The following is a 25,390-nucleotide window of genomic DNA, read 5'->3' as shown; positions in this document are numbered from 1 at the left end:
GATTTAAAAAGCCACCGCCTCTTTATGGAGAGACGGTGGCTCACTCTGTTCGCTAGCGAGAGGCGTTAGACACGCTCGCCGTTCTTGATGCGATAGCTCGGCGAATACATCGTCACCAGCTCTTCGGCGGCGGTCGGGTGAACGGCCATGGTGGCGTCGAAATCATCCTTGGTGCAGCCAGCCTTCAGCGTGATGCCGAGAAGCTGGGCCATCTCGCCCGCCTCGTGGCCGAGAATATGCGCGCCGACGACCTTGCGGTCTGCCGCATTGACGAGCAGCTTCATGATCGTCTTCTCGCTGCGGCCCGAAAGCGTCGCCTTCATTGGGCGGAACTGTGCGCGGTAGACTTCGACTTCCTCGAACTTCGCCGCCGCCTGCTCTTCGGAAAGACCGACGGTGCCGATTTCCGGCTGGGAGAAGACAGCCGTGGCGATCAGGTGATGATCCGGCTTCGTCGGATTGTTCTTGAACTCGGTTTCGATGAAGCACATCGCCTCGTGGATGGCGACGGGCGTCAACTGTACCCGGTCGGTGACGTCGCCCAGAGCGTAGATATTCGGGACGTTGGTGCGCGAATATTCATCGACGATGATAGCGCCCTTGGCATTGGTCTTTACGCCTGCATTCTCCAACCCGAGACCCTTGGTGTTGGGATCGCGACCGAGTGCGAGCATGACCAGACCGACATGAACGGACGCGCCCTGCTTGGTGCGCGCCATGAAACCGCCAGCGCCGTCTTTGCTGACCTCTTCGATCACATCCTCAAGAATGATGCGGATGCCCTTGGCTTCCATCGCCTCATGCAGACCCTTGCGCATATCACCATCGAAACCGTTGAGGATTTCCTTGCCGCGATAGATCAGGGTCGTCTCGACACCCAGGCCATGAAAGATATTTGCGAACTCGACCGCGATGTAACCACCGCCCGCAATCAGGATAGACTTCGGCAGTTCATCCAGATGGAAGGCTTCATTGGAGGAGATCGTCAGCTCATGGCCCGGCAGCGACGCATGCTCGTTCGGCGTGCCGCCAACGGCAATCACGATGCGCTCGGCAGTCACGGTCTGGCCGGTCTTCACCAGCTTCACGGTATGCGAGTCGATCAACTCCGCACGGCTGTCGAAAATATCGGCCTTCGCGTTTTCCAGACCCTTGCGGTAAAGGCCCTCGAGACGCTCGATTTCCTTGTCCTTGGCAGAAATCAGCTTCTTCCAGTTGAAGGTGCTCGCACCGACATTCCAGCCGAAGCCAGCGGCATCTTCGAAGTGTTCGGGATATTGCGATGCGTAGACGAAAAGCTTCTTCGGCACGCAGCCACGAATGACGCAGGTTCCACCGTAGCGATACTCTTCGGCAATGCCGACGCGCTTGCCGAGCGATGCCGCAACGCGCGCGCTGCGCACGCCGCCGGAGCCGCCACCGATAACGAAAAGATCACAGTCGAAAGATGCCATCGTAAACCCCTGTCCTACGCCGCTGCACATGGGCGTGTTCGCCGTGTGGATTGCGTAAAATCAATATGTTAAGCGCCGAATTGCGTTTCATGCGGCGCGCGGTGCAGATGCACCGTGTTGATGCTCATATAGGTGTCGCAGCGCACAAAAGAAAAGCCCGGAATTGCTTCCGGGCTTTGAAAAAAACTGAACGTCAACAGCCAATCAGGGCTTCGGCGCCGGAGCGGCAGGAGCGCCGCCAACACCGGACTCGTTTGCAGGCAGCGGCTGAAGATCAGCGCCGGCAACCTTCTGAAGTTCCGTCATGCTGGAAGCGTTCAGATCGCGGTTGATGCCAGCGGCCCAGATATCGGCGGCCTTCATCAGTTCGCGCGTGGCAATCGGGCCGTCCTTCAGAAGCTTCTTGCCGGTTTCGCTGCCGTAGAACGCAGAAATGGCCTTCAGCTCTTCCACCGAGAAAGCGCGTGCATAGGTGAGAGCCGCTTCACGCTCCAGATCGGCACGGCGTGGTGCGAGTTCCAGCGCCTTGGCATCGACCGTTGCGGTGATGGCATCCTGAACGTTCGGCGATGCCTGGATGAGCTCGCCCTTCAGACGCTCTGCCAGACCCGGCAGAATATTGTCGAAACGATCAGTCACACCGAGCGCCGCGATTGCCTGCTTTGCAGCAGCAATGTGCTCCGCCGAAATTTCCTGCGCGCGCGCGGCTGTGCCGAACACGAAACCGGAAATAAGGATCGAAGCAGCGGCAGCTTTGCCCAGTCCCGCTAGTTTGATCATGAAATCTCTCGCTCCTGTTATATTTACGCCTGCATTACGCGGGCGCCATCCGGCCCGGCGATAATGGCAAGCGATGCCAAATTGATGAAAAGTCCGTGCTCTACGACGCCCGGAATCGTGTTCAGCTCACGTGCCAGCGCTTCTGCATCAGGAATACGGCCAAATGATGCGTCGAAAATCAGGTGTCCGCCATCCGTTTTGAACGGCCCGTCCTCGGAAGAACGCAGCTTCAATTCGCCGGAAAGACCCATTCTGGACGCCAGCTTTTCGATGGCGATGCGCGTGGCCGAAAGGCCGAAGGCATTGATCTCGATGGGCAGCGGAAACGCGCCAAGGACCTCGACAACCTTGGTCTGATCCGCAATCACGATCATGCGCGACGATGCGGCAGCGACGATTTTCTCGCGCAGCAGCGCGCCGCCACCACCCTTGACCAGCCGCAACGCATGATCCACTTCATCCGCACCATCGATGGTGAGATCGAGCTCAGGCAATTCGTCCAGAGACTTCAGCGGAACGCCGAGTTCCACGCAAAGCCGCGCGGTGCGCTCGGAAGTCGGAACGCCCTGAACTCTCAAACCGTTCGATACTTTTTCAGCCAGCAGGCGAACGAATTCTTCCGCCGTGGAGCCGGTTCCGATGCCCAACCGCATGCCATCTTCGACGTAGGACAACGCCGCCTCGGCAGCCTTGATCTTCATTTGTCGGGCATCCATGCGCCTGCAACTCCACTCAAACTCACGCCCGGCAATGCAGCCACGCGAAGAACGCTTCTACTGGTCAATTGCACTATAGGCATCGAAATAACAACGCCATCCGTGCGACAGGCCTCGTGTTTACACGGGTCGAAACCCAAACGAAAGCCTTTTTGCTGATCCAAAATGAGCCATTCAGGGGTTTCGTTCGAAATGGCGATCTGCCTTACGAATGATATGCGGATTCCGTCGCTCCACTCACTTGCCGAAGCGAAGGATACGAAAATCGATTTCGATTTTCCGCCCGATGCGCTAGCTTTGTTGGATACCCGCACTGACAGACGAGGTTTCCTCTTTGACTTCTCCCCTAGTGATATTCGATCTTGACGGCACGCTCATCGATACCGCACCGGATCTGATCGACAGCCTGAATTACACCATCGCCACTGCCGATCTAGAACCGGTGACGTTCAACGACCTGACCCACCTCGTCGGACAGGGTGCCCGCGTCATGATCAAGCGCGCTTTTGCCCTGAGAAACAGGGAGTTGCCGGAGGCAGAGATCGAGCCGCTCTACGAGCGCTTCATCGCCCATTACATCGAGCACATGCCCGGCGAAAGCACCCCTTACCCCGGCCTAACCGAAGCACTGGACCGCCTGGACGCCGCAGGCTTCACGTTGGCCGTGTGCACCAACAAGACGACGGTGCTGGCAATTCCCCTGCTTGAAAAGCTTGGCTTGAAGGACCGTTTCAAGGCAATCACCTGCGGCGACACCTTCGAATGGCGCAAACCCGATGGCCGTCACATTCTCGGCACTATCGAGAAGGCCGGAGGCGATGCCAGCCGCAGTGTAATGGTGGGCGATAGCGTGAACGATATTCTGGCAGCCAAAAACGCCAACGTCCCATCGATTGGCGTGACATTCGGTTACACGGATGTTCCGATGGCAGAGCTTGAGCCCAGCGTGGTGATAGACAGTTTCGATGCGCTGGATGCGGCGCTGGTGGAGCGGCTTTTGGCGCAACGCGCGGCGGCAGCTTGATATTCTGCTAAGCCACCTCCGCCAGCCATCCCCGCCGCCATTGCTTCGGCCACGGCGTCATCCTCGGGCTTGACCCGAGGATCCACAACCCTTTGATTTCTCTGACGTTTATGGATCCTCGGTCAAGCCCGAGGATGACGCCGTGGGTGTTACTTCTGTCTAGTCTAAATCTTGCGAAGCCAGAAACGTCGGTCCCTCGCCCGCTGAAGCTCAGGGCCGAAATGACAGGAATGCAGCGGCAACGACACCCAAAAACAAAAAAGCCGCCTCGAAGGGCGGCTTTTTCTATTGAAGCTAAACGCAGATTAACGCGAGTAGAATTCGACGACCAGATGCGGTTCCATGATGACGGCGTAAGGAACGTCAGACAGAGCCGGTACGCGAGCGAAGGTCGCAACCATCTTGTTGTGATCGACTTCGATGTAGTCAGGAACGTCACGCTCAGCCAGAGCAACTGCTTCGAGAACGATTGCGAGCTGCTTGGACTTCTGGCGAACTTCGATAACGTCGCCAACCTTGCAACGGTAGGAACCGATGTTGACGCGAACGCCGTTAACCGTGACGTGGCCATGGTTGATGAACTGGCGAGCAGCGAAAACGGTCGGAACGAACTTTGCGCGGTAGACGATTGCGTCCAGACGCGACTCAAGCAGGCCGATCAGGTTTTCGGAGGTGTCACCCTTGCGACGGTTAGCTTCGTCGTAGGTTGCGCGGAACTGCTTTTCACGGATTTCGCCGTAATAGCCCTTCAGCTTCTGCTTGGCGCGCAGCTGCGTACCGAAGTCGGAAAGCTTGCCCTTGCGGCGCTGGCCGTGCTGGCCCGGGCCGTATTCGCGGCGGTTTACTGGAGACTTAGGACGGCCCCAGATGTTTTCGCCCATGCGGCGGTCAATTTTGTACTTGGACGATTCGCGCTTGCTCATCGCATTTCCTTTCAGAACGTTACACCAGCCTGTTGCCAAGCCGGTTTAAGGAAACACGCCCTCCTCTGAAGTCCGATTTAGGACCTCTGACAGGTTTCTCACATTTGCGAATGGAGAAGCCACGGGACATGTCGGTTAAAGTCGATTGCCGAACGACAGTTCAAGCTGCAGGGCAACCAACGAAACACACCGGACATTGCTGCCCGGCGTTGATGGGGCTTCTATGTGCCCTTCATAAAATTGTCAACGAGAAAAAAACTTCTTAGCGGCTCTTGAAACGCCTTTTAGCCACATTATTTCCCCGTTGTGATCAGGACTCGGGCCCCTCTGGCGTATTACCGGACAATACGCGATGTCGAGTCTCTTAAGGTTGGGGCCACGTCTATGTCTATCACGCGTTCCCCAACCATAAAGCCAACCTCGTCCGGACAAGGGTTGACTGATGGACTTCCTGTTTACGGATTTTCTCGGCACGGCTACATGGATGTGGGCCGTCTTCATTATTCTCGTTTTAGGCCTTCTCGCGCTCGATCTGGGCGTGCTTCATAAGAACTCCAAGGAAATCGGCATACGCGAAAGTCTGCTGATGTCCGCCTTCTACATCGTCATCGGTTTGGCCTTCGGCGGCTGGATTTGGTACCAGTCCGGCCAGCAGCCTGCCATGGAATACGTCACCGGCTTCGTGGTGGAAAAAAGCCTGGCGATGGACAATATCTTCATCATCGCCATGATTTTCTCCTACTTCGCGATCCCGCGCCAGTACCAGCACCGCGTGCTGCTCTGGGGTATTCTCGGCGTAATCGTTCTGCGCGGCATCATGATTGCGGCTGGCGCTGCCATTGTCGAAAACTTCGAATGGGTGCTCTACCTCTTTGCGGCCTTCCTCGTGTTCACCGGCGTAAAGATGCTCTTCTCAGCCGACCATGAAGAGCAGGATATCGGCAAAAACCCGATCCTGAAGTTCCTCCGCACCCGCCTGCCCGTTACCGACAGGCTTTATGAGGAACGCTTCTTCATCAAGAAGCACGACGAAAAGACCGGCAAACTGAAGACTTTCGTGACGCCGCTGTTTCTCGCGCTCATCATGGTCGAAATCGCCGACCTGATCTTTGCGGTCGATTCTATCCCGGCGATCTTCGCGATCACCACCGATCCGTTTATCGTCTACACCTCGAACATCTTCGCGATCCTTGGCCTGCGCGCTCTCTACTTTGCGCTCGCCGCCCTAATCCACCGCTTCGCATATCTCAAATATGCTCTGGCTGCGGTTCTGGTATTTGTCGGCTCGAAAATCTTCCTTGCGGACATGCTGGGCATCGCAAAAATCCCTCCGTCCATCTCGCTCGGCATCACGCTGGCGATCCTTGTGACGGGTGTCGTCGGCTCGCTGTTTGCGACGCGCAACGAGAAGAAGGTGATCGACGAGGTTTGATCGGCTTTGCTTTGGCACGGAAAAGGCGGGGAAACCCGCCTTTTTTTTTGTAGATAAGCTCTCGACGTCATCCTCGGCCTTGTGCCACTACTGTCCGGTTTAAATTTCAGTCCCACATCAGCACCATCTGGTTTGGGGATTTGGACGGTTGTGTGGGTGGTTTAAGGAGTTGGTCGGATCGCCTTTTGTGCATGAGGTTGAGGCGTACGAGGGGGGTGAAGGTGAGCGGTTGCGTGATGGCGCTCTGGCAGGCCTGCGCCATGCGCAGCACAAGATAGGCGATGAGGGCGACATAGGTCTGGATGCGCACGGCGTTTTCGGATGCTCCGAAGAAATGGCGTATCCTGAGGTTCTGCTTGACCCATTTAAAGAACAGTTCGATCTGCCAGCGCTGTTTGTAAAGCTCGGCAATCTCTTCGGCTGGCGCATCCAGATCGTTGGTGACGAGCCGGATGGTCCTGCCCGTGTCGATCCGCACCGCGATCTCGCGCAACGGTTCGGAAAAGGGATTGCGTCTCGAGCGCGCCATGCGTTGTGCCAACAGCCCGATCCTGTCGCACAGGATGTGATCGCTCTCGCTTGGAGGCTGTTCGGTGGCGGCCTGAAGATGCGTGTTGGTCTTAAGCCGTGTGACGAAGCGGCAGCCTGCCCGGTCCAGCGCTGCCCACCACGCGAAATCATAGTAAGCCAGATCAAAGACATAGGTCATGCCGGGTTCGATCGGCATGGCCTTTGCGGGCACGATGTCGTTGGTTCTCTGGCCTGTCATGGTCATCGCCATGGGGATGTCGCCATTCGGATCGTAGGCGACATGCAGCTTGGCGGCTCTGCGCCCGCTGACCATATCGGCCCAACCATTGCTCATGGAGGAGACGGCGACGCGGGTGGCGTCGAGCAGGCGCACCGCATCGCGGATATGGCGACGGGTTCTTCGGCTGGCGGCAGCCGCCATATGGGAAAACAGATCGGCAAAGACGTCCGCAGGCCTTGTGGCATTGGCATCGGCAAGGGTGGAGCGCGCCACGCCGTGGGCACCCAGATGATAAAGCTGGTTGCGGTGGCTCGACAGCCCTGCCTCGATCTCGCGCAGGCTTTGCGCGCCGGAAAGTTGAGCAAACAGAAGCGCCAGCAACTGGTCCTTCATCGAAAACCGCCGAACCCTGTGATCGCCCTTGTACTTATCCACAAGCCCTTCGAAGACCTGCCAGGGAACATGCTTCTGTATTTGATGAAAAACGCTATTCTGGTGGCGCATGACGTTGATCTCCTGTTCGTGTCCAGATCGCCGCGAAACGTCTGAAACCGAGTAGAATCAATGTCATGCGCCTTGTCCAGAAATTTAAACCGGACAGCAGTGGCCTTGTGCCGAGGATCCAACCACGTCGAGCGAATTTTAACGTTGCAGATGCTCGGGACAAGCCCACTGCTGTCCGGTTTAAATGTACGGATGCGAGACAAGGCTTTGAATGCATTGCAATTCCATCCTTCAAATCCGGTTGAGACACGCTTTAACCGCGTTCGCTGTATGGTGGCGACGGTGCAACCCCACTTCCGTCATACCGGGCTTGACCCGGTATCCAGTCAGACCAAGTCCTTGGTCTGAAAGACTCTTTCGCCGCGCAGACGCGCGTCTGCTGGACCCCGCATCAAGTGCGGGGTGACGGGTGGGGGAGCTGTTCTCGCCCCAAACTACCCACCCAGTTTAACCGGACAGAAGGGGGACAAGCCCGAGCATGACGGAGAACATAGAGACGCCTTCGCCTCACTCAGCCGCCAGGCTCACATCCCCATCCGCCGCATCCGCATCACCCGGTGCGGTCTTGGCATCGAGGTCCGGGAAGGCAACGATGCGTTTGCCGGAGAAATCGGCATGCACTACCACCAGTTCCTTCTCTTCGAAGTAACCCAGCAAGCGCCTTGCGCGGCGGGCGGAGTGGGTGCCGTAGGCGCGGGCGATACGGGCGTCCGACGGGCATGGTTCTTCTGCCAAAGCGGCTTTGACCAGCAGCAGGAAGACGCCCTGAAGGTCGTCCGAAACGTTTTTTGAAAGCTCCAGCGCCTTCTCCCAGTTTTCGCTGGCAGCCATCTCCACATCCACGCCGGAGCGGGTAATCGCGATCTGGCGGCGGAAATCGGATAGCGACATGGGCGTGCCGGGAATGCGGCGCATACGCGCGCGGACAAGGAAGTCCTGATAGAGCACGGCATCGGTGCGATAGGCAGATTGCGGGTCATCCAGAATTTCGGACAGAACCGTGGCGATCTTTTCCTCGCGCTCTTCCGGCGTCATATCCTGCTGGCTGCTACGCTGCGGCTGGTCGGAAGCAGGCGACACCGCGGCAGGCGTGGAGCGGGAAAGCTCTGCCAGAATATCCGTCGTCGGGCGTGGCGCGGGCGGCGTGCGGCGCACCATTGGACGGTTGAACTCTTCCGGGTCGGGCGTGAAGATCAGATCTTCCACATCCTGCGGGGCATCCGGCAGCGGCATGAGTTTCGGCGAAGACGAGCGGGCGGATGTCTCCACCTTGCCGATGACAATCGGCAGGGGGCGGCGCGATAGAGCCGGGCCGAGGGCGACGAAATTGCCGCGCTGAAGATCACGGAACATTTCCGCCTGACGGCGATCCATGCCGAGAAGATCGGCAGCGCGCGCCATATCGATATCGAGAAAGGTGCGGCCCATCAGGAAGTTGGAGGCTTCCGCCGCCACGTTCTTGGCAAGCTTTGCCAGACGCTGCGTAGCAATCACACCTGCAAGCCCGCGCTTACGGCCACGACACATGAGGTTGGTCATGGCGCCGAGAGAAGCCTTGCGCGCATCTTCGGTCACTTCACCTCCGACGGAAGGCGCAAACATCTGCGCCTCGTCCACCACCACGAGAACCGGATACCAATATTCGCGATCCGCATCGAACATTCCATTGAGGAAAGCGGCAGCGGCGCGCATCTGCTGCTCGATATCGAGTCCCTCCAGCGTCAGAACGCAGGAAACGCGGTGCTGGCGAATGCGGTTGGCAATGCCCGCAAGCTCCGCTTCCGTGCGTTCGCCATCCACCACGATATGCCCGAACTTATCCGCCAGCGTGACGAAATCACCCTCGGGATCGATGATGACCTGCTGCACCCATTGGGCGGATTGTTCCAGCAGGCGGCGCAGAAGATGCGACTTGCCGGAACCGGAATTTCCCTGCACCAGCAGACGCGTGGCGAGCAATTCCTCAATATCGAGCTTGGCAGCCTGCCCGCCCGAAAGCGTTCCCATGTCGATGCCGACCTGCACTTTACACGTCCCTGCGAATTGAATTGGATGATGCGCCGACTCTAAGAGTCTGTTTGGCCAGCGAACACCCTCTTTACCAAAATTTTAAGCAAATGCCCCTGCGCATCGCAACAATGCACAGGGAATTGCTTGCGCCTCATGCCGCGCTGGACCGCTTGCGACCGAAAGACAGGCGGCGGCCAAACACATTGAGCGCCAGACCGGCTACGACCAGCGCGCTGCCGATGATTTCCAGCAGCGTAATATGTTCTGCAAAAGCGAAATAGGCACCGAGGAAGCCGACAATCGGCACCAGCAGCGAGAATGGCGCGACAGTTCCTGCCGGATAACGCAGCAGAAGGAAGCTCCATATCCCTGCCCCGAAGATTGTCGCGCCATAGGCCATGTAGATGACCACCATTGCCGTCAGCATGTTGGCGTTGGCAAGGCCATCGCTGATGGCCTGCGGGCCTTCAAGCACCAGAGACAGGAGAACCAGCGGAAGCACCGGCACGAGGCTCGTCCACGCAACGAAGGAAATGGCGTTGACGCGACCGACCTTGCGATTGACGATATTGCCGATGGCCCAGCTGAAAGCGGCACCGATGCACATCAGCAAAGGCACCAGCGCCGTTATATCGAGGCGCTCCAGACCGATGACCGCAAGGCCGCCAAAAGCCACGGCGGCACCGGCAATGTGGGATTTCAGCGGAATTTCACCTAAGAGCGTAACCGCAAGCGCCATGGTGAAAAAGGCCTGAGACTGCATGACCAGCGAGGCGAGCCCTGCGGGCAGACCCCATTTGATGGCCGTGTAAAGCAGGCCGAACTGCGCGCAGCCCATGACCATGCCGTAAACGATCATATGCTTCCACGGCACCTGCGGCTTTTTCAGAAAGAAGATCAGCGGCACGGCGGCGAAGAGATAACGCAGCGCGGTCAGGAAAAGCGGCGGCATATCCATGACGCCGACTTTGATCACCACGAAATTGAAGCCCCACAAAAACACGGTGATGAGGGCAAGAAGAATGTGCGGCACTGACATGTATTCGATCCAGACTTGCGCCGCACGATTTCGGTAGCGCTCCTTGCTTGGAGCGCCCGTGCAGCTCTTTTATGTGGCGGCTTTTCTCCAGCCCGCAGCCAGCAGACCGGCGCCGATCAGCAGGCTGCCGCCGGTGCGATTGACGAGAAGCTGGACGTTTGGCTTGCGGATGGTGTTGCGCGCAGCACTTGCCAGCAATCCATAAAGAGCCGCATTGCAGGTGGCAAGCACAAGAAAAGTAACTTCGAAAATAACGACCTGCGGCCAGAAGGGCAGCGTTGGCACCAGAAACTGCGGCAGGAAGGCCACGAAGAAGACGATGCTCTTCGGGTTCAGCGCCGTCACAATATAAGTGTGGAGGAATATCTTGAGCGGACGCTCGCGTGCCGTCACATCACCCTCGCCCGCAGCCGCGCTTGCAACGGGCGCGCGCCACAGCTTGATGCCGAGGTAGATCAGATAGGCCGCGCCAACCCATTTCAGCACGGTGAAGAGCGAAGCCGAGGCCGCAAGTAAGGCACCGAGGCCCAGCATGGAAGCGGTCATCGCGGTAAAATCGCCAAGCGCGACGCCCGCAACAGTCGCACTGCTCGCCTTGCGCCCATGGCCCAGCGCATAGGAAATCACCAGAAGGATGGTCGGGCCAGGAATGGCCAGCATGATGGCGGATGCGGCAACGAAAGCCAACCAGTTTTCAATCGGCATTTCAGTATCCCCCTCAAATCAGATTTGAAAAGGAAGTCATTCTTGCGGGCGGATTTCAAGCGGATATTTGAAACGTTGAAACAATAAAAAAGCCGCGCCTCAAAAATGGAGGTACGGCCCTTCGATGGCTTCGTCTCTAAAGATCAGGCGGAGCCGTAAGGCGTTGCAGCGGGAACGCCACGGTCGTTACGACCGCTGGCAGACCAGTAGACCGCAATCGTAGCCAACAAACCGCAGAGACCGGCAAAGGCCATCCACATGCCGGGTGCCGCGTGATTGCCGGTTACCTCGATCAGCCATGTCGAGACCAGCGGCGTGAAGCCGCCGAACAGAGCCGTTGCCAGCGCATAGGCCAGCGAAAAGCCCGTCGTGCGTACATCCTTCGGCACGATCTCGGTCAGGGCCACGACCATCGCGCCGTTGTAGCTGCCATAAAGGAAGGACAACCACAGCAGCGCGGCCAGCATTTTACCGAAAGTCGGTGCTGCGACGAGCCATGCCAGAACTGGATAGGCGGTCAGAAGCGTAAGGCCTGAGAAGAATGCGAGAATCCCGCGCCGCCCAATTCTATCCGACAGCGCACCCATGACCGGCAGCCAGAACAGGTTGGCAAGTGCAACACAGAAGGTGACAATGAGGCTATCGGTTTCAGACAGCTTGAGCACAGTCTTGCCGAAGGTCGGCGTATAGACGGTGATGGTGTAGAAGGACACGGTGGTCATCACAACCATCATCATGCCGAGCAGCACGATCTTCCAGTTTTTGACGACCGTTCTGAATATCTCGTTCGAGGTCGGGCGGTGTGGCCTTTCGATGAATTCCTTCGTTTCCTCCAGCGAACGCCGGATGTAAAACAGGAAAGGCACGATGGCACAGCCGATGAAGAACGGCACGCGCCAGCCCCAGGCCGCGAGTTGCTCTGCCGTGAGCGCGTGGTTGAGATAGTAGCCGAGAACCGCCGCGACCATGACGGCGACCTGCTGACTTCCAGACTGCCAGGAGACATAGAAACCCTTATTTCCGGGCGTTGCCATCTCAGCCAGATAAACGGACACGCCACCCAGTTCCACACCGGCGGAAAAGCCTTGAAGCAGACGCCCGATGAGGACCAGAGCCGGAGCAAGAAGCCCTATGGAAGCGTAACCGGGCACGAAGGCAATCAGGATCGTACCGAAGGCCATGATGCCGAGCGTAACGAGCAGACCCCGACGGCGACCCAGCCGATCCACATAGGCGCCAAGGAAAATCGCACCGAGTGGGCGCATCAGAAAGCCTGCGCCGAAGGTCATGAATGTCAGCATCAGCGATGCGAAATCATCGCCTGCCGGAAAGAACGCTTTTGCAATATAGCTCGCGTAGAATCCGAAGAGAAAGAAGTCGAACATCTCCATGAAATTGCCGCTGGTGACCCGAAGGACCGTGGCAACTTTCGAACTCGATGACGGCTGATAGACGCCAGACATGGTCGTCCCTCCTAGACAAAAGTTGAATAAGCTCCGAATCCCATACGCCTCGCTTTCGCGCCTTGCAATCCATCGATGCTGCACCGCAAAAGGAGGAGAGCGGGCGGATGGCCGAACCTATTCACACCCAGCCTCATGCCGGCACAGAACATTCTGGAGACGCTTGCTGACGTCGAAGTGAATTTCGCTTTGAAAAACAAAGGAAAAGCACCTCAAGCTGTTTTACCAGCCGGAGGTGCTCAATCAGAAACGCGGGAACCATGGAGGCAGCAGTGGCTGGCCCGGCAACGGTTCATTCACCGGAAGCCCCACATCGCGGCGCATACGGTCCGACAGGTGCGAAACGTTGTTCTTCGTTCCCTGACGTCGCAAGAGGCCAAGCAGCATTGCCTTGTAGGTTGCCCAGACACCAAAGCTGCGAAACAGTTCGTCAACGACTTTGGGGAGATCATTTACACGCAAAGATAGTTCTTTAGACATGACTTGTCCCTTCCCGGCGCGGTGAAGCGACCAGGTCCTTTCGTGATGGAAAAGGCGTGCGGGAACGATGAGGCGCAGCAACAAGCTACGACGACGACAAGACTACCGGCACGCTGTGATGTATGTTGAAAAAGCCTGCAAAGGCCCGGAAAAGCTTAGACTGCTGTTCCGCGTCGGATGGATGGCATAATAATTCCGGACATGACCGGAGCCATAAATCGAACCACGCCAGAGAGGCTCAAATGCTGAAATTTATTCATTTTACGCCTCCTGTTGCTTGAGTTGCGGGCCTGATTTTTGTGACACAGCTTCGATTCGTTTTCAAGAGGGTTCAATCTCGAATTGCATCAAACTGTCGCACCCAGTGCAAAAATGTCACAGGCCGTGTAGGTAACGGCAAAAGCCGCTCATCGAGACTCGATCTTTAGGCCAAAGCCCTGCATCAGTCTGCGCGTGGTGAAATCCGGCTGGCCGGAGGTGAAGATGGCAAAATCGAAGCCATCGGGATGCTCCGCGCCATGCACCAACTCCACCTTACGACGGGCCTGCCGGGCGATAGCCTCTGCCGGGTCCAGCCAGTCCACGGGCCATGGAGCGAGCCTGCGGAACACATTGACCATGAAGGGATAATGCGTGCAGGCAAGGACAACGATATCCGTGCGCCTGCCCTGCTCCTCGATGAAGCATGGAGAAATCTCGGCCAAAACCGCCTCATCGGAAATGGGCTCGCCCCTGATCCAGCTTTCCGCCATGCGCGCCAGATTTTCCGAACCCACGAGCCGGACATGGCATTGCGAGGCGAATGACTGGATAAGATCGCGCGTATAGGCACGCTTCACCGTGCCGGGTGTGGCAAGCACCGAAACGAGGCCGGAGCTTGTGCGCTCCGCCGCAGGCTTGATCGCCGGAACGGTGCCGACGAAGGTCATGCCCGGAAACTTCTCCCGCAGATCGGCACCCGCAAGCGTGAATGCGGTGTTGCATGCAATGATGCAGATTTCCGGATCGTACTGGTTCAGTAGCTGTTCGAAGAGCGAAAGGATGCGCTGGCGCAAACCATCCTCTTCCCAGCCACCATAGGGAAAACCGGCATCGTCAGCAACATAGATGAAACCGCGTTCGGGCATCAGCACGCGGGCCTCGCGAAGAACGGTCAGTCCGCCAATCCCGGAATCGAAGACGAGAACAGGCTTCAGTTCTGCGGCATCAGCCTCAATCGCCAGAGCCATTCTCCGGTGTCCCCTCGCCCTCTACGCTCTTTTCCACCTTCTTCGGCCAGCGGCGCGGGAAAACGTCGAGCGACTTGATCACGCCGCGAAACACGCTGATTTCCTGCTCCGTAAAGCCCCGCCGGGAAAGCACTGCGCGCAGATTGTCGACCATTTTGGGCTTTTTTTCAGCCGGATGAAAATATCCGCGCGCATCCAGCGCTTCCTCGATGTGATCGAAGAGACCGAAGACCTGCTCCTTGGTAGAAGGTCGTTGCTGAACGGATTCGAATGCGGTCTCGGACAGGTCTTCCATGCCCGACTTCATCCACTCATAGGACATCAGCAGAACCGCTTGCGCAATATTCAACGATGCAAATGCCGGATTGACCGGAAACGTCACGATCTCATCCGCCAGCGCCACTTCCTCATTGGTCAGGCCCCAACGCTCGCGACCGAACAGAATGCCAGTCTTTTCACCGGCCTTGAATTTGGCGCGCAGAGTTTCGGTTGCGGTGACAGGCGCAAGGACCGGCTTGAAGCCGTAGCGCTCGCGCGCCGTCGTGGCGTAAACGAAGTTCAGATCGCGGATCGCATCTTCCAGCGTCTCGTAAACCTTGGTGGCATCGATAACATGATCGGCCTTGGAAGCGGCAGCACGCGCCTTTTCGCTCGGCCAGCCATCCCGTGGATTGACGAGACGCAGTTCCGCCAAACCGAAGTTCGCCATGGCGCGCGCCACCATGCCGATATTCTCGCCAAGCTGAGGCTCGACCAGAATAATGGCCGGGCCTTCGGCAATGAGTTCGAGCTCGCTATTTGTACCTGCCATAGTCGCCTTCCAATTTTTGGCGCTTCACTGGCATAGATTGGCGGGAAAATCAAAGGAGACGTGGTTTGCGATGGAATAATACAGGGTGCTGATTTTATGCTTATTCTGTCATTTGCATGAGTTTTGGCCCAAGCGGAGGATATGTGGGTACACCGTCGCCACACCCACTGCCGTCATCCTCGGCCTTGAGCCGAGGATCCATCGCTATCAACGAAATCAAACGGTTGTGGATCCTCGGGTCGAGCCCGAGGATGACGCCGAATATGTGGCTGGCTCACCACAGACTCGACGCACAAGTCATCATCACTCACCCTTGATAATATTCGCCATCTCCACAAGCAGAGAATCCCGGCCATCGTCACCCACGCGATGAATGTCGTTGATGACCGGTTTGCCATCCTCCTGGATGACATCGAAATTCACCTGATCGACGGTCGCCTTCATCTCGGCTTCGTCCATGCAGGCCCAGAGCTTGAACTTGACGGTCACATCGCTGACGCCATCCTTGGGCGGTGCGGCGGTGATGTTGATATCCTGCAACGGGCAGCCGTCCTGCGAGTTGGTCACGACGTCATAGCCGAAGGGATCACCCTTCTCGCCCGCTTCGGCCTCATAGGCGGGCTTCTTGGATGCTTCGCGATATTTCGCGGCAAATTCCTTGCTGAACAGCGTCGTCAGCAAATCCTCATCGAAAATGTATTTCCAGTCTTCCGACTCGCCAGACCAGTTCTTAACCGTGATATCCATCACCTTCTTGACCGGCTCCGTCGGCTCGGCAGCGAAAGCGTTGCAGGAGAAGAGAATTGCGGCAGTGGCGAGCAGAATTTTCTGCATGATGACGTCCCGAAACTTCGAGCTTACCCAACGTAAGCGATTCGGCTTAAATCTAATCGGCATTCATGTTTTGGCAATGCGCCACGGGTTGTTTTAGAAACTCCAAAAAAGCGCGCGCATGGCTTTGCGTTCAACGCCTGCGATGCTATAGCGCCACGGGATATTTCCGCATAGGGCGCTTCCCAAGGCGCCATTGTTTATCGAAGGTGAGGAATTCATGACAAAGATCAAGGTAGCCAATCCGGTCGTCGATCTCGACGGCGACGAAATGACCCGTATCATCTGGCAGCTCATCAAGGACAAGCTGATCCTGCCTTACCTCGATCTCGACATCGAGTATTACGATCTTTCGGTTGAAAACCGCGACGCTACCAACGACCAGGTCACGGTCGATGCTGCTCACGCCATCAAGAAGCACGGCGTCGGCATCAAGTGCGCGACGATTACGCCGGACGAAGCCCGCGTCGAGGAATTCAACCTCAAGCAGATGTGGAAGAGCCCGAACGGCACGATCCGCAACATTCTGGGCGGCGTCATCTTCCGCGAGCCGATCATCTGCAAGAACGTCCCGCGCCTCGTTCCGGGCTGGACACAGCCGATCGTTGTCGGCCGTCACGCTTTCGGCGACCAGTACAAGGCAACCGACTTCAAGTTCCCCGGCAAGGGCAAGCTGACGATCAAGTTCGTCGGTGAAGACGGCCAGGTTATCGAGAAGGACGTTTTCGACGCGCCGAGCGCTGGCGTGGCTCTGGCCATGTACAACCTCGACGAATCCATCCGCGAATTCGCCCGCGCATCCATGAACTACGGCTTGATGCGCAAGTGGCCGGTGTACCTGTCCACCAAGAACACCATCCTCAAGGCTTACGACGGTCGCTTCAAGGACATCTTCGAAGAAGTCTACCAGAACGAGTTCAAGGCTCAGTTCGATGAAGCCGGTATCACCTATGAGCACCGCCTGATCGACGACATGGTCGCTTCCGCGCTGAAGTGGTCCGGCGGCTACATCTGGGCGTGCAAGAACTACGACGGCGACGTTCAGTCCGACACGGTTGCGCAGGGCTTCGGCTCGCTCGGCCTGATGACCTCCGTTCTTCTGTCTCCGGATGGCCGCACGGTTGAAGCTGAAGCGGCACACGGCACGGTTACGCGCCACTACCGCCAGCACCAGAAGGGCCAGGAAACCTCCACCAACTCCATCGCGTCTATTTTCGCATGGACCCGTGGCCTCGCACACCGCGCCAAGCTGGACGACAACGCCGAACTGGCGAAGTTCGCCACGACGCTCGAAACAGTCTGCGTCGACACCGTCGAAGCCGGTTACATGACCAAGGACCTCGCGCTCCTCATCGGCCCGGATCAGCCTTGGCTCTCCACAACGGCTTTCCTCGACAAGATCGACGAAAACCTCAAGGCTGCAATGGCTGCCTGATTGGCGACCTGCTTTTTAGACTATCGGGAACCCGGCCTTTGCGCCGGGTTTTCTTTTGGGCGAAAGTCAGTCCTCGGCTTTACGGATTGCCCGTGACAAGAATTTTCTAAAATGATAATGTAGCCTCAATTGAAAGTACCCGCATAAGAATAAACGCTCTTTCCTCGGAGTGATCTCATGGGACTTTTGGATGGCATTGGAAACATCATCAGCGATGCAATGAGCGGCAAGCCGATCAATCTGGCAGCCGTGGCCGGTCAACTGTTTCAGGATGCTGGCGGCCTGCAGGGCATTGTCGATCAACTGAACCGTGCGGGCCTTGGCGAACAGGTCTCATCCTGGATCGGCACTGGCTCCAACCTCCCCGTTTCGGCAGACCAGATCAAAGCCGCACTCTCTTCCGAACAATTGCGAAGCCTGGCCCAGTCTCTGGGCGTCGATATCGACCAGCTTCCCGAAATCCTTGCCGAGCATCTGCCGAAGGCAATCGACAAGGCCAGTCCTCAGGGCGTTCTACCGTCCTGAGTGGCGATTACCCCCGCATGCAGCAACCCCATAGAGGCAATTCACAAGAGAGGCAGTCCAATGTCTACAAAGCTTCTACTCGCAGCCGCTGGTACCCTGATGGCAAGTTTCGCGCTGTCATCCCCGGCCTCTGCGCTGACCATGAAGGAATGCAGCACGAAATATCAGGCCGCCAAAGCAGATGGCAGCGCCAAGGACATGAAGTGGAATGATTTCCGCGCCAAAAACTGCGGCGCTGAAGCGGCTGCGGCAGATGCAGCGGACGAAAAGGACATAGCAGCCACCCCGGCGAAAGAACCGGATAAGCCGATGATGGCAGCACCCAAAGGCGTAACCTTCCCAAAGGCCGTGGATAAGAAATATGCCTCTGAAACGCCCGGCAAAGCCCGCATGAAGACATGCGTGGATTCCTATCACGCCAATAAGGACGCTGGTACGCTGAACGATCTGAAATGGATCCAGAAAGGCGGCGGTTACTGGAGCCTGTGCAGCTCGGCACTCAAGGCTGCCAAGGGTTGAGAGTACGGCGCCTGTTCCAGATCGAACCGATAAACCCGGCCAGAGTGCCGGGTTTTGCTTGGAGCGTCTTGAAACCGTCACCGCCAAAGCGCAGTTTCTGAGGTGGGGCATCGATAAAAAAGGCGCGCGCTGAAACCGGAGGAGAATACCATGAGCGAACTGACGTTTTACACCAACCCGATGTCACGCGGGCGCATCGTTCGGTGGATGCTGGAGGAAGTGGGCGTTCCCTACAAGACGGAGATTCTCGGCTTCGGAAACATGAAGTCAGCCACTTACAAGGCTGTTAACCCCATGGGCAAGGTACCGGCCATCAAGCACGGCGAGATCGTCGTCACCGAATGCGCGGCTATCTGCGCCTATCTGGCGGACGCCTTCCCCGGCGCCAATCTGGCCCCGCCCACCAAGAATCGCGGGCTCTATTACCGCTGGCTCTTTTTTGCGGCGGGCCCACTGGAAATGGGCGTTTCCACCCGCTCCATGGGGCTGGAAATTCCGGCGGACAAGATGCGCATGGCAGGCTGCGGCAGTTATGCCGATGTGATGAACACACTGGAATATGCCGTAAGCGAGAACCGCTTCGTGGCGGGCGATCAGTTTACCGCAGCCGATGTCTATGTCGGCTCACACATCGCCTGGGGTCTGCAATTCGGCTCCATAGAAAAGCGCCAGCACTTCGTGGACTACCTCGCTCATCTCAGCGAACGGCCCGCCTATCAACGCGCCCAGCAGCTCGATGATGCGGCTGCAAAGGAATTGCAGCCAACTGGGTGACGGCTCAAATCTCGGCGCGATGATCCCCGCTTACGCGGCGGGTCATCGCTCTCGACAGAGCGCCTCGCCCGCTTCGTTCTTCGTCTCGCCGAAAATCTCTTCGAAGGATTCGCGCAAGAAAACGTCCACGTCGTTCATCATCACCAGCAGGCCGAGATGGACAAGGCTCGTGACACCGAATTGCGTGATGCCGCAGGGTACGATGCCGGTGAAGTGCGTGAGGTCTGGGTCCACATTGATCGACAGACCGTGAAAGCTAACCCACTTGCGCAGACGGATACCGAGCGCGGCAATCTTGTCCTCGGACACCTCACCATCCGGCAGCAGCGGCTTTTCCGGGCGGCGCACCCAGACGCCGACGCGATCTTCCCGTCGCTCGCCCTTCACATTCATCTTGTCCAGCGTGCGAATGATAACCTCTTCCAGTGCCGCCACGTAGGCGCGCACATCCTGCCGCCTGCGCTTCAGATCCAGCATCACATAGACCACGCGCTGGCCGGGGCCGTGATAGGTATATTCCCCGCCTCGACCCGTGGCAAAAACCGGAAACCGGTTCGGCTCGATCAGGTCTGCAGAATCGGCGCTGGTGCCCGCAGTATAAAGCGGTGGATGCTCCAGAAGCCACACAAGCTCGTCCGCCTCGCCCGCCGCAATTGCCGCAACCTCACGCTCCATCTCCTCAATGGCCTGCTCATACGGCACCAAACCGTCAGAGATTCGCCAGCGCATGGGCGCAGAACCGGCTACGGCATGCATTTTTGTGGTGAGATCGGTACGTGTGAGCATGAAATTGTCCTTTCCACAGCCTTCTCGCAGAATGACCTCAAGGCCGCAACCCCCGCATTTCCGGGCTTCTTTGATATAGGTGTGGGGACAATAATTTTTAATTTCAAAAAACTGTCACGACGCTCTTGTGCACCGAAAATCCTTTTGCTACATGCACCCCCGTCGGCGCAAGTCGACCCTACCACGATGCGGTCGTGGCGGAATTGGTAGACGCGCAGCGTTGAGGTCGCTGTGGGGCAACCCGTGGAAGTTCGAGTCTTCTCGACCGCACCAAAAGATAACCCGCTTCGGCGGGTTTTTCTTTTTCTGCCAATGCAATGGCGGCATTTCTTAAAGCGAAAGCAAAACTCGCAATCTGCCTGTTAGTGAATTGGCAGGTTCTGCTTATCCGCTTCTTCCTTGATGATATCTTCCACTACCTGCCTCTTTAGCGACGGATCACCGAGCAGATAATCATCCGCGATCTCGAAGATGGATTTCGGGCTCTCAGCGCGGCTCAGCGTCTCCAGATCCTGCGCGATCTGCTGGCGAAGTTCTGCATATTGTTCCATGGAAGCCTCCTTTGCAGACTTGAAATATTCTCGGGGAATGCGCTTAGGCCAATGCCGGTTCCGGCTGACAAAAAGAAACCCTCCTGTTCAAGGAGGGTTAGGTGGGGAAGACGGCACGGTGCGGGTAGCACGTTAGCCGTTGCGCTCCTCCAACCACGGTTTGGCAAAGCGGTTCCCGTTTTAAAGGCCACAGGAACGGATTGCTTCGCAAGTGCCGGTATAAAGGTTCACCAGACCTTCCGCGTGACTGCTGCGGCTTCTGTCGCGGAAAATAATGGGGTTGATTTCAGGTATCGGGCTGCATGCAATCTCCTTCGGCAGGCTCCATGCTCATCCGCCGTTACTCCACCCGAAATGTCGCCGCTCTCAATCTCCGAAATATGGACGACGACAGAGCCTACCCCACCTAAGCTGCAAATAAAAAAGCCGCCGAAATGATCGGCGGCTTTGGGACGTTTAGTGTCTAGCCTGTCAGCCAGCAAGGGATGCTGCGACGGCTTCGATGGCCTCGTTGGCCTTGGAGCCATCCGGGCCACCGGCCTGGGCCATATCCGGGCGCCCGCCGCCGCCCTTGCCGCCGAGTGCGGCGGAGGCTGTGCGGACGAGATCGACTGCGCTGAAGCGTGCTGTCAGGTCTTCGGTAACGGCTGCGACAGCGCTCGCCTTACCATCTTCGGAGACGGCGATGAGCAGGACCACGCCGGAGCCGAGGCTGCCCTTGGCGTCGTCCGCAAGGCCCTTCAGGTCCTTGGCATCGATGCCAGCGAGGGACTTGGCCAGGAATTTCACGCCGCCGATGTCCTTGACGTCAACGGCAGAACCTTCCGCCGAATTGCCGCCCATGGCGAGCTTGCGGCGGGCGTCAGCCAATTCACGTTCCAGCTTCTTGCGTTCTTCCAGCAGGCCTTCGACGCGCGACAGGACCTCGCCCGGCTGAACCCTAAGCGAAGAAGCGAGCGACTTCACGCGCTCATCCTGCTCGGCAAGATAGGCCAAGGCGCCCTGCCCGGTCACGGCCTCGACGCGGCGAACGCCAGCGCCGACGGCGCTTTCGCCAAGAACGCGGACAAGGCCGATCTGGCCCGTGGCGGAAACATGCGTGCCGCCGCAAAGCTCGACCGAGTAAGGACGGTTGGCCTTCGAGCCATGGATGCCGGTGCCCATGGAGACCACGCGCACTTCATCACCGTATTTCTCACCGAACAGCGCCATTGCACCTTCGGCAATCGCATCGTCCACGCTCATCAGGCGGGTAACGACCGGCGAATTCTGCAGAATGATTTCATTCGCCATGTCTTCGACGATCTTCAGCTCTTCCGCGCTCATAGGCTTCGGATGCGAAACGTCGAAGCGCAGACGCTCAGGCGCAACCAGCGAGCCCTTCTGAGCAACGTGGGTGCCGAGAACTTCGCGCAGCGCTTCATGCAGCAGGTGCGTGGCGGAGTGGTTGGCGCGCAAACGCGCGCGGCGATCGTGATCGACCGTCAGCTGCACCGCATCGCCAAGCTTTACACCGCCCTCGGCCACGGTGCCGATATGCACGAACAGGCCCTCGCCCTTCTTCTGCGTATCGGTAACCGTGAAGGTGCCATTGTCGGAAGAGATGACGCCAGTATCGCCCATCTGGCCACCGGATTCGCCGTAAAACGGCGTCTGGTTGACGACGAGCTGAACGCTTTCGCCCTCTGCGGCGGAATCGACGGACTTGCCGTCCTTGACGATAGCTTGGATCACGCCTTCGGCGGTCTCTGTGTCGTAGCCGAGGAATTCGGTCGCGCCGTGCTTTTCCTTCAGCTCGAACCAGACGGTTTCGGTTGCCTTATCGCCGGAGCCAGCCCAGTGCGAGCGGGCTTCCGCCTTCTGGCGCTCCATCGCGTCGGTGAAGCCGGCAATATCCACGCCGATTTCGCGGGCGCGCAGAGCATCCTGCGTCAGATCAAGCGGGAAGCCGTAGGTATCGTAAAGCTTGAAAGCAGTCTCGCCATCTAGCATGCCGCCCTTGGAAAGATCGGACGTTGCGTCGGAAAGCAGCGAAAGACCACGCTCCAGCGTCTTGCGGAAACGGGTTTCCTCAAGCTTCAGCGTCTCGGAAATCAGTGCCTCTGCACGGACGAGTTCAGGATAGGCGCGGCCCATCTGCTGAACGAGCGTCGGCAGCAGCTTCCAGATCAGCGGTTCGCGCGAACCGAGAAGCTCGGCATGACGCATGGCGCGGCGCATGATGCGGCGAAGAACGTAACCGCGACCTTCATTCGAAGGCAGCACGCCATCGGCAATGAGGAAGGCGGAGGAGCGCAGGTGGTCCGCGATGACGCGGTGGCTTGCGCGCTTCTCACCTTCAGCCGGAACGCCGGTCGCTTCGACGGATGCGGAAATCAGCGCACGGAACAGGTCGGTATCGTAATTGTCATGCTTGCCCTGAAGCAGTGCGGAGATGCGCTCAAGGCCCATGCCGGTATCGATGGACGGGCGCGGCAGGTCGATGCGCTCTTCCTTCGTCAGCTGCTCATACTGCATGAAGACGAGGTTCCAGATTTCGATGAAACGGTCGCCATCCTCATCCGGCGAGCCGGGAGGGCCGCCCCAGATGTGATCGCCGTGGTCATAGAAGATTTCCGAGCACGGACCGCAAGGACCGGTATCGCCCATCGCCCAGAAATTATCGCTGGTTGGAATGCGAATGATGCGATCGTCGGAGAAACCGGCAATCTTCTTCCAGAGATTAAACGCCTCGTCATCGGTGTGATAAACCGTCACGAGAAGACGGTTCTTGTCGATGCCGAATTCCCCGGTGATCAGGTTCCAGGCGTGCGTGATCGCCTCTTCCTTAAAGTAATCGCCAAAGGAGAAGTTGCCGAGCATTTCGAAGAAAGTGTGATGGCGTGCGGTGTAACCGACATTGTCCAGATCGTTATGCTTGCCACCGGCGCGAACGCATTTCTGCGAGGACGCGGCTGTGGAATATGGGCGGCTTTCAAGACCGGTGAAGACGTTCTTGAACTGAACCATCCCGGCATTGGTGAACATCAGCGTCGGATCGTTGCGCGGCACCAGCGGGCTGGAGGGCACGATTTCGTGGCCGTTTTTCTTGAAGTAGTCGAGAAAGGTCGACCGGATTTCATTCACACCGCTCATACGAAGTCCTTCATTGCCACGCGCTCACGCGGCCATAACATAAAAATCAATGGCTTTTATCGTCCGTCACACTTGCTGTCCAGCCAAAGAGAGCCGAGCTTCGCCACAATTCCGCCCGCGCAGCACAGTGGATGCAATTCAACCACAGAAATGAACAAGGCCGCGAGACATGAGGTCACGCGGCCTTGATGAAAGACAAGACAAGACTAATCCGGCAGGCCGATCAAGCGTCTGGCTCTACGCCATCCGCATCTGCCTCAGGCCCGCCATTTTCAAGGAAGCGATCTGCAATGAGACCTGCATTCTGGCGAAGCGCCATTTCGATCTCGTTGGCAACCGCAGGATTGTCACGCAGGAAGCCCTTGGCGTTTTCACGTCCCTGCCCCAGCCTCTGGCTGTTATAGGAGAACCATGCGCCGGACTTCTCGACGATGCCAGCCTTCACGCCCAGATCGACAAGTTCACCCGTCTTGGAAACGCCTTCGCCATACATGATGTCGAATTCGACCTGCTTGAAGGGAGGCGCCATCTTGTTCTTGACGACCTTGACGCGGGTCTGGTTGCCCACGACCTCTTCACGCTCCTTGACCGAGCCGATGCGGCGAATATCGAGACGCACCGACGCATAGAACTTCAGCGCGTTACCGCCTGTCGTCGTTTCCGGCGAACCGAACATCACACCGATCTTCATACGGATCTGGTTGATGAAGATCACCATCGTCTTCGACTTGGAGATGGAAGCCGTGAGCTTGCGCAGCGCCTGACTCATCAGGCGAGCCTGAAGACCCGGAAGGCTGTCGCCCATCTCGCCTTCGATTTCCGCACGCGGTGTAAGCGCTGCAACGGAGTCAACGACGAGAACATCGACCGCACCCGAACGCACCAGCGTATCGGTGATTTCCAGCGCCTGTTCGCCTGTATCCGGCTGCGAAATCAGCAGGTTCTGCAGATCGACGCCGAGCTTGCGGGCATAGACAGGATCGAGCGCATGCTCGGCATCCACGAAGGCGCAGATACCGCCCTTCTTCTGCGCTTCCGCAATGGTTTGCAGCGCAAGCGTGGTCTTGCCCGAGCTTTCCGGCCCGTAAATTTCAATAATACGCCCCTTCGGCAAACCGCCGATACCGAGCGCGATATCGAGACTGAGAGACCCTGTGGAAACGGTCTCAACCTCGATTACGTTTTCATTGGAACCGAGCTTCATGATCGATCCCTTGCCGAACGAACGTTCGATCTGGGAGAGCGCCGCTTCCAGTGCCTTGCTTTTATCCACCGAATTATCCTCTACAAGACGCAAAGAATTTTGTGCCATCCGAACCACCTTTAGGTTATTGAAGCCGCACAGGCAACGAAGCAGTATTGAAAGTGTATGTACTCTTTTTGTTCTCGTTTCGCAACAGCCCGTCAGCCCGTTGAAAACAAATAGCGTTAAGTCGTTCGTTCTGCTTTTGTTTTTCTTGTGTGCATATTTTTCCACAGGCTGTGGATGAAGAAGATAAAGGCCGTAAATCAC

At 57.6% G+C, this 25,390-nt stretch carries 23 protein-coding genes and 1 tRNA gene; 7 read left to right on the top strand and 17 right to left on the bottom strand.

Translation table 11 applies throughout. From position 1 onward, the window contains the following. Window positions 1–65: 65 nt before the first annotated feature. The 3 genes from gor to rpiA form a co-directional block, all read right to left on the bottom strand. Window positions 66–1,454 carry a glutathione-disulfide reductase gene (gene gor, locus CFBP5473_RS06730; RefSeq protein ID WP_027673429.1) on the bottom strand — a complete coding sequence of 463 codons (1,389 nt, stop codon included), beginning with the start codon at window positions 1,452–1,454 and terminating at the stop codon, window positions 66–68. Between the two features lie 204 nt (window positions 1,455–1,658). Continuing rightward, on the bottom strand, window positions 1,659–2,234 hold the full coding sequence (locus tag CFBP5473_RS06725; RefSeq protein ID WP_027673430.1) for a DUF2059 domain-containing protein: 576 nt from the start codon (window positions 2,232–2,234) through the stop codon (window positions 1,659–1,661). Between the two features lie 23 nt (window positions 2,235–2,257). Continuing rightward, on the bottom strand, window positions 2,258–2,950 hold the full coding sequence (gene rpiA, locus CFBP5473_RS06720; protein WP_027673431.1) for a ribose-5-phosphate isomerase RpiA: 693 nt from the start codon (window positions 2,948–2,950) through the stop codon (window positions 2,258–2,260). Window positions 2,951–3,284: 334 nt separating this feature from the next. Between rpiA and CFBP5473_RS06715 the strand changes: the two genes are divergently transcribed. Beyond that, a complete protein-coding gene (locus CFBP5473_RS06715; protein WP_027673432.1) occupies window positions 3,285–3,974 on the top strand; it encodes an HAD family hydrolase in 690 nt (229 codons plus the stop codon). A 305-nt stretch (window positions 3,975–4,279) separates the two neighbouring features. Here CFBP5473_RS06715 and rpsD read toward each other — a convergent pair whose 3' ends face one another. Continuing rightward, window positions 4,280–4,897, bottom strand: a complete 618-nt coding sequence (rpsD, locus tag CFBP5473_RS06710) for a 30S ribosomal protein S4 (protein ID WP_027673433.1) — start codon at window positions 4,895–4,897, stop codon at window positions 4,280–4,282. 442 nt (window positions 4,898–5,339) lie between these two features. On the opposite strand from rpsD, the gene CFBP5473_RS06705 reads away from it, so the two are divergent. Next, window positions 5,340–6,329, top strand: a complete 990-nt coding sequence (locus tag CFBP5473_RS06705) for a TerC family protein (protein ID WP_027673434.1) — start codon at window positions 5,340–5,342, stop codon at window positions 6,327–6,329. Between the two features lie 106 nt (window positions 6,330–6,435). Here the strand turns inward: CFBP5473_RS06705 and CFBP5473_RS06700 are convergent, their stop codons facing one another. The 9 genes from CFBP5473_RS06700 to CFBP5473_RS06655 all read right to left on the bottom strand — a co-directional run bounded on the left by CFBP5473_RS06700 (window position 6,436) and on the right by CFBP5473_RS06655 (window position 16,155). Next, window positions 6,436–7,584 (bottom strand): IS4 family transposase, encoded by a 1,149-nt coding sequence (locus CFBP5473_RS06700; RefSeq protein ID WP_136954329.1) that lies wholly within the window; start codon window positions 7,582–7,584, stop codon window positions 6,436–6,438. 507 nt (window positions 7,585–8,091) lie between these two features. After that, window positions 8,092–9,609 carry a helicase HerA domain-containing protein gene (locus CFBP5473_RS06690; RefSeq protein ID WP_027677351.1) on the bottom strand — a complete coding sequence of 506 codons (1,518 nt, stop codon included), beginning with the start codon at window positions 9,607–9,609 and terminating at the stop codon, window positions 8,092–8,094. Between the two features lie 136 nt (window positions 9,610–9,745). Further along, complete coding sequence (locus CFBP5473_RS06685) at window positions 9,746–10,633, bottom strand: EamA family transporter (RefSeq protein WP_027677352.1); 888 nt, start codon at window positions 10,631–10,633, stop codon at window positions 9,746–9,748. A 69-nt stretch (window positions 10,634–10,702) separates the two neighbouring features. Continuing rightward, window positions 10,703–11,338, bottom strand: coding sequence for a LysE family translocator (locus CFBP5473_RS06680; protein ID WP_027677353.1), 636 nt, complete (start codon window positions 11,336–11,338; stop codon window positions 10,703–10,705). Window positions 11,339–11,481: 143 nt separating this feature from the next. After that, window positions 11,482–12,801, bottom strand: a complete 1,320-nt coding sequence (tcuC, locus tag CFBP5473_RS06675) for an MFS transporter (protein ID WP_051441466.1) — start codon at window positions 12,799–12,801, stop codon at window positions 11,482–11,484. A gap of 243 nt (window positions 12,802–13,044) precedes the next feature. Next, window positions 13,045–13,281, bottom strand: a complete 237-nt coding sequence (locus tag CFBP5473_RS06670; protein WP_051441467.1) for a hypothetical protein — start codon at window positions 13,279–13,281, stop codon at window positions 13,045–13,047. A gap of 407 nt (window positions 13,282–13,688) precedes the next feature. After that, on the bottom strand, window positions 13,689–14,510 hold the full coding sequence (murI, locus tag CFBP5473_RS06665; RefSeq protein WP_027677354.1) for a glutamate racemase: 822 nt from the start codon (window positions 14,508–14,510) through the stop codon (window positions 13,689–13,691). After that, a complete protein-coding gene (locus CFBP5473_RS06660) occupies window positions 14,494–15,321 on the bottom strand; it encodes an RNA methyltransferase (RefSeq protein WP_027677355.1) in 828 nt (275 codons plus the stop codon). Before CFBP5473_RS06660 ends, murI begins: the two co-directional genes overlap by 17 nt. A 303-nt stretch (window positions 15,322–15,624) precedes the next feature. Further along, entirely contained in the window at window positions 15,625–16,155 is a 531-nt protein-coding gene (locus CFBP5473_RS06655; RefSeq protein ID WP_027677356.1) for a hypothetical protein, read from the bottom strand. Between the two features lie 217 nt (window positions 16,156–16,372). On the opposite strand from CFBP5473_RS06655, the gene CFBP5473_RS06650 reads away from it, so the two are divergent. The 4 genes from CFBP5473_RS06650 (at window position 16,373) to CFBP5473_RS06635 (ending at window position 19,405) form a co-directional block, all read left to right on the top strand. Continuing rightward, window positions 16,373–17,587: an NADP-dependent isocitrate dehydrogenase gene (locus CFBP5473_RS06650; RefSeq protein ID WP_027677357.1), complete on the top strand. Its 1,215-nt coding sequence runs from the start codon at window positions 16,373–16,375 to the stop codon at window positions 17,585–17,587. Between the two features lie 177 nt (window positions 17,588–17,764). Beyond that, window positions 17,765–18,112 (top strand): YidB family protein, encoded by a 348-nt coding sequence (locus CFBP5473_RS06645; RefSeq protein WP_027677358.1) that lies wholly within the window; start codon window positions 17,765–17,767, stop codon window positions 18,110–18,112. A 60-nt stretch (window positions 18,113–18,172) separates the two neighbouring features. Further along, entirely contained in the window at window positions 18,173–18,631 is a 459-nt protein-coding gene (locus CFBP5473_RS06640; protein WP_027677359.1) for a hypothetical protein, read from the top strand. A gap of 150 nt (window positions 18,632–18,781) precedes the next feature. Next, complete coding sequence (locus CFBP5473_RS06635; protein ID WP_027677360.1) at window positions 18,782–19,405, top strand: glutathione S-transferase family protein; 624 nt, start codon at window positions 18,782–18,784, stop codon at window positions 19,403–19,405. Window positions 19,406–19,447: 42 nt separating this feature from the next. On the opposite strand, the gene lipB is transcribed toward CFBP5473_RS06635, so the two are convergent. Beyond that, complete coding sequence (lipB, locus tag CFBP5473_RS06630) at window positions 19,448–20,191, bottom strand: lipoyl(octanoyl) transferase LipB (protein ID WP_027677361.1); 744 nt, start codon at window positions 20,189–20,191, stop codon at window positions 19,448–19,450. Between the two features lie 188 nt (window positions 20,192–20,379). Between lipB and CFBP5473_RS06625 the strand changes: the two genes are divergently transcribed. Continuing rightward, window positions 20,380–20,464, top strand: a tRNA-Leu gene (locus CFBP5473_RS06625). A gap of 89 nt (window positions 20,465–20,553) precedes the next feature. On the opposite strand, the gene CFBP5473_RS06620 is transcribed toward CFBP5473_RS06625, so the two are convergent. The 3 genes from CFBP5473_RS06620 to recA all read right to left on the bottom strand — a co-directional run bounded on the left by CFBP5473_RS06620 (window position 20,554) and on the right by recA (window position 25,189). Further along, window positions 20,554–20,742, bottom strand: coding sequence for a hypothetical protein (locus CFBP5473_RS06620; protein WP_027677362.1), 189 nt, complete (start codon window positions 20,740–20,742; stop codon window positions 20,554–20,556). A 471-nt stretch (window positions 20,743–21,213) separates the two neighbouring features. Then, on the bottom strand, window positions 21,214–23,877 hold the full coding sequence (alaS, locus tag CFBP5473_RS06615; RefSeq protein WP_027677363.1) for an alanine--tRNA ligase: 2,664 nt from the start codon (window positions 23,875–23,877) through the stop codon (window positions 21,214–21,216). Window positions 23,878–24,100: 223 nt separating this feature from the next. Next, window positions 24,101–25,189 (bottom strand): recombinase RecA, encoded by a 1,089-nt coding sequence (gene recA, locus CFBP5473_RS06610; RefSeq protein ID WP_027677364.1) that lies wholly within the window; start codon window positions 25,187–25,189, stop codon window positions 24,101–24,103. Between the last annotated feature and the right edge of the window lie 201 nt (window positions 25,190–25,390).

The organism is Agrobacterium larrymoorei, assembly GCF_005145045.1.
Lineage (GTDB): Bacteria > Pseudomonadota > Alphaproteobacteria > Rhizobiales > Rhizobiaceae > Agrobacterium > Agrobacterium larrymoorei.
Note: the sequence above shows the minus strand (reverse complement) of the source record. Positions and strands in the feature narration are given on the sequence as shown.

Bases quoted from the DNA above. Each gene is read 5' to 3' on its own strand.
- gor (WP_027673429.1), bottom strand. From the start codon at position 1,454: ATGGCATCTTTCGACTGTGATCTTTTCGTTATCGGTGGCGGCTCCGGC.
- CFBP5473_RS06725 (WP_027673430.1), bottom strand. From the start codon at position 2,234: ATGATCAAACTAGCGGGACTGGGCAAAGCTGCCGCTGCTTCGATCCTT.
- rpiA (WP_027673431.1), bottom strand. From the start codon at position 2,950: ATGGATGCCCGACAAATGAAGATCAAGGCTGCCGAGGCGGCGTTGTCC.
- rpsD (WP_027673433.1), bottom strand. From the start codon at position 4,897: ATGAGCAAGCGCGAATCGTCCAAGTACAAAATTGACCGCCGCATGGGC.
- CFBP5473_RS06705 (WP_027673434.1), top strand. From the start codon at position 5,340: ATGGACTTCCTGTTTACGGATTTTCTCGGCACGGCTACATGGATGTGG.
- CFBP5473_RS06700 (WP_136954329.1), bottom strand. From the start codon at position 7,584: ATGCGCCACCAGAATAGCGTTTTTCATCAAATACAGAAGCATGTTCCC.
- CFBP5473_RS06685 (WP_027677352.1), bottom strand. From the start codon at position 10,633: ATGTCAGTGCCGCACATTCTTCTTGCCCTCATCACCGTGTTTTTGTGG.
- CFBP5473_RS06680 (WP_027677353.1), bottom strand. From the start codon at position 11,338: ATGCCGATTGAAAACTGGTTGGCTTTCGTTGCCGCATCCGCCATCATG.
- tcuC (WP_051441466.1), bottom strand. From the start codon at position 12,801: ATGTCTGGCGTCTATCAGCCGTCATCGAGTTCGAAAGTTGCCACGGTC.
- CFBP5473_RS06670 (WP_051441467.1), bottom strand. From the start codon at position 13,281: ATGTCTAAAGAACTATCTTTGCGTGTAAATGATCTCCCCAAAGTCGTT.
- murI (WP_027677354.1), bottom strand. From the start codon at position 14,510: ATGGCTCTGGCGATTGAGGCTGATGCCGCAGAACTGAAGCCTGTTCTC.
- CFBP5473_RS06660 (WP_027677355.1), bottom strand. From the start codon at position 15,321: ATGGCAGGTACAAATAGCGAGCTCGAACTCATTGCCGAAGGCCCGGCC.
- CFBP5473_RS06655 (WP_027677356.1), bottom strand. From the start codon at position 16,155: ATGCAGAAAATTCTGCTCGCCACTGCCGCAATTCTCTTCTCCTGCAAC.
- CFBP5473_RS06650 (WP_027677357.1), top strand. From the start codon at position 16,373: ATGACAAAGATCAAGGTAGCCAATCCGGTCGTCGATCTCGACGGCGAC.
- CFBP5473_RS06645 (WP_027677358.1), top strand. From the start codon at position 17,765: ATGGGACTTTTGGATGGCATTGGAAACATCATCAGCGATGCAATGAGC.
- CFBP5473_RS06640 (WP_027677359.1), top strand. From the start codon at position 18,173: ATGTCTACAAAGCTTCTACTCGCAGCCGCTGGTACCCTGATGGCAAGT.
- CFBP5473_RS06635 (WP_027677360.1), top strand. From the start codon at position 18,782: ATGAGCGAACTGACGTTTTACACCAACCCGATGTCACGCGGGCGCATC.
- lipB (WP_027677361.1), bottom strand. From the start codon at position 20,191: ATGCTCACACGTACCGATCTCACCACAAAAATGCATGCCGTAGCCGGT.
- CFBP5473_RS06620 (WP_027677362.1), bottom strand. From the start codon at position 20,742: ATGGAACAATATGCAGAACTTCGCCAGCAGATCGCGCAGGATCTGGAG.
- alaS (WP_027677363.1), bottom strand. From the start codon at position 23,877: ATGAGCGGTGTGAATGAAATCCGGTCGACCTTTCTCGACTACTTCAAG.
- recA (WP_027677364.1), bottom strand. From the start codon at position 25,189: ATGGCACAAAATTCTTTGCGTCTTGTAGAGGATAATTCGGTGGATAAA.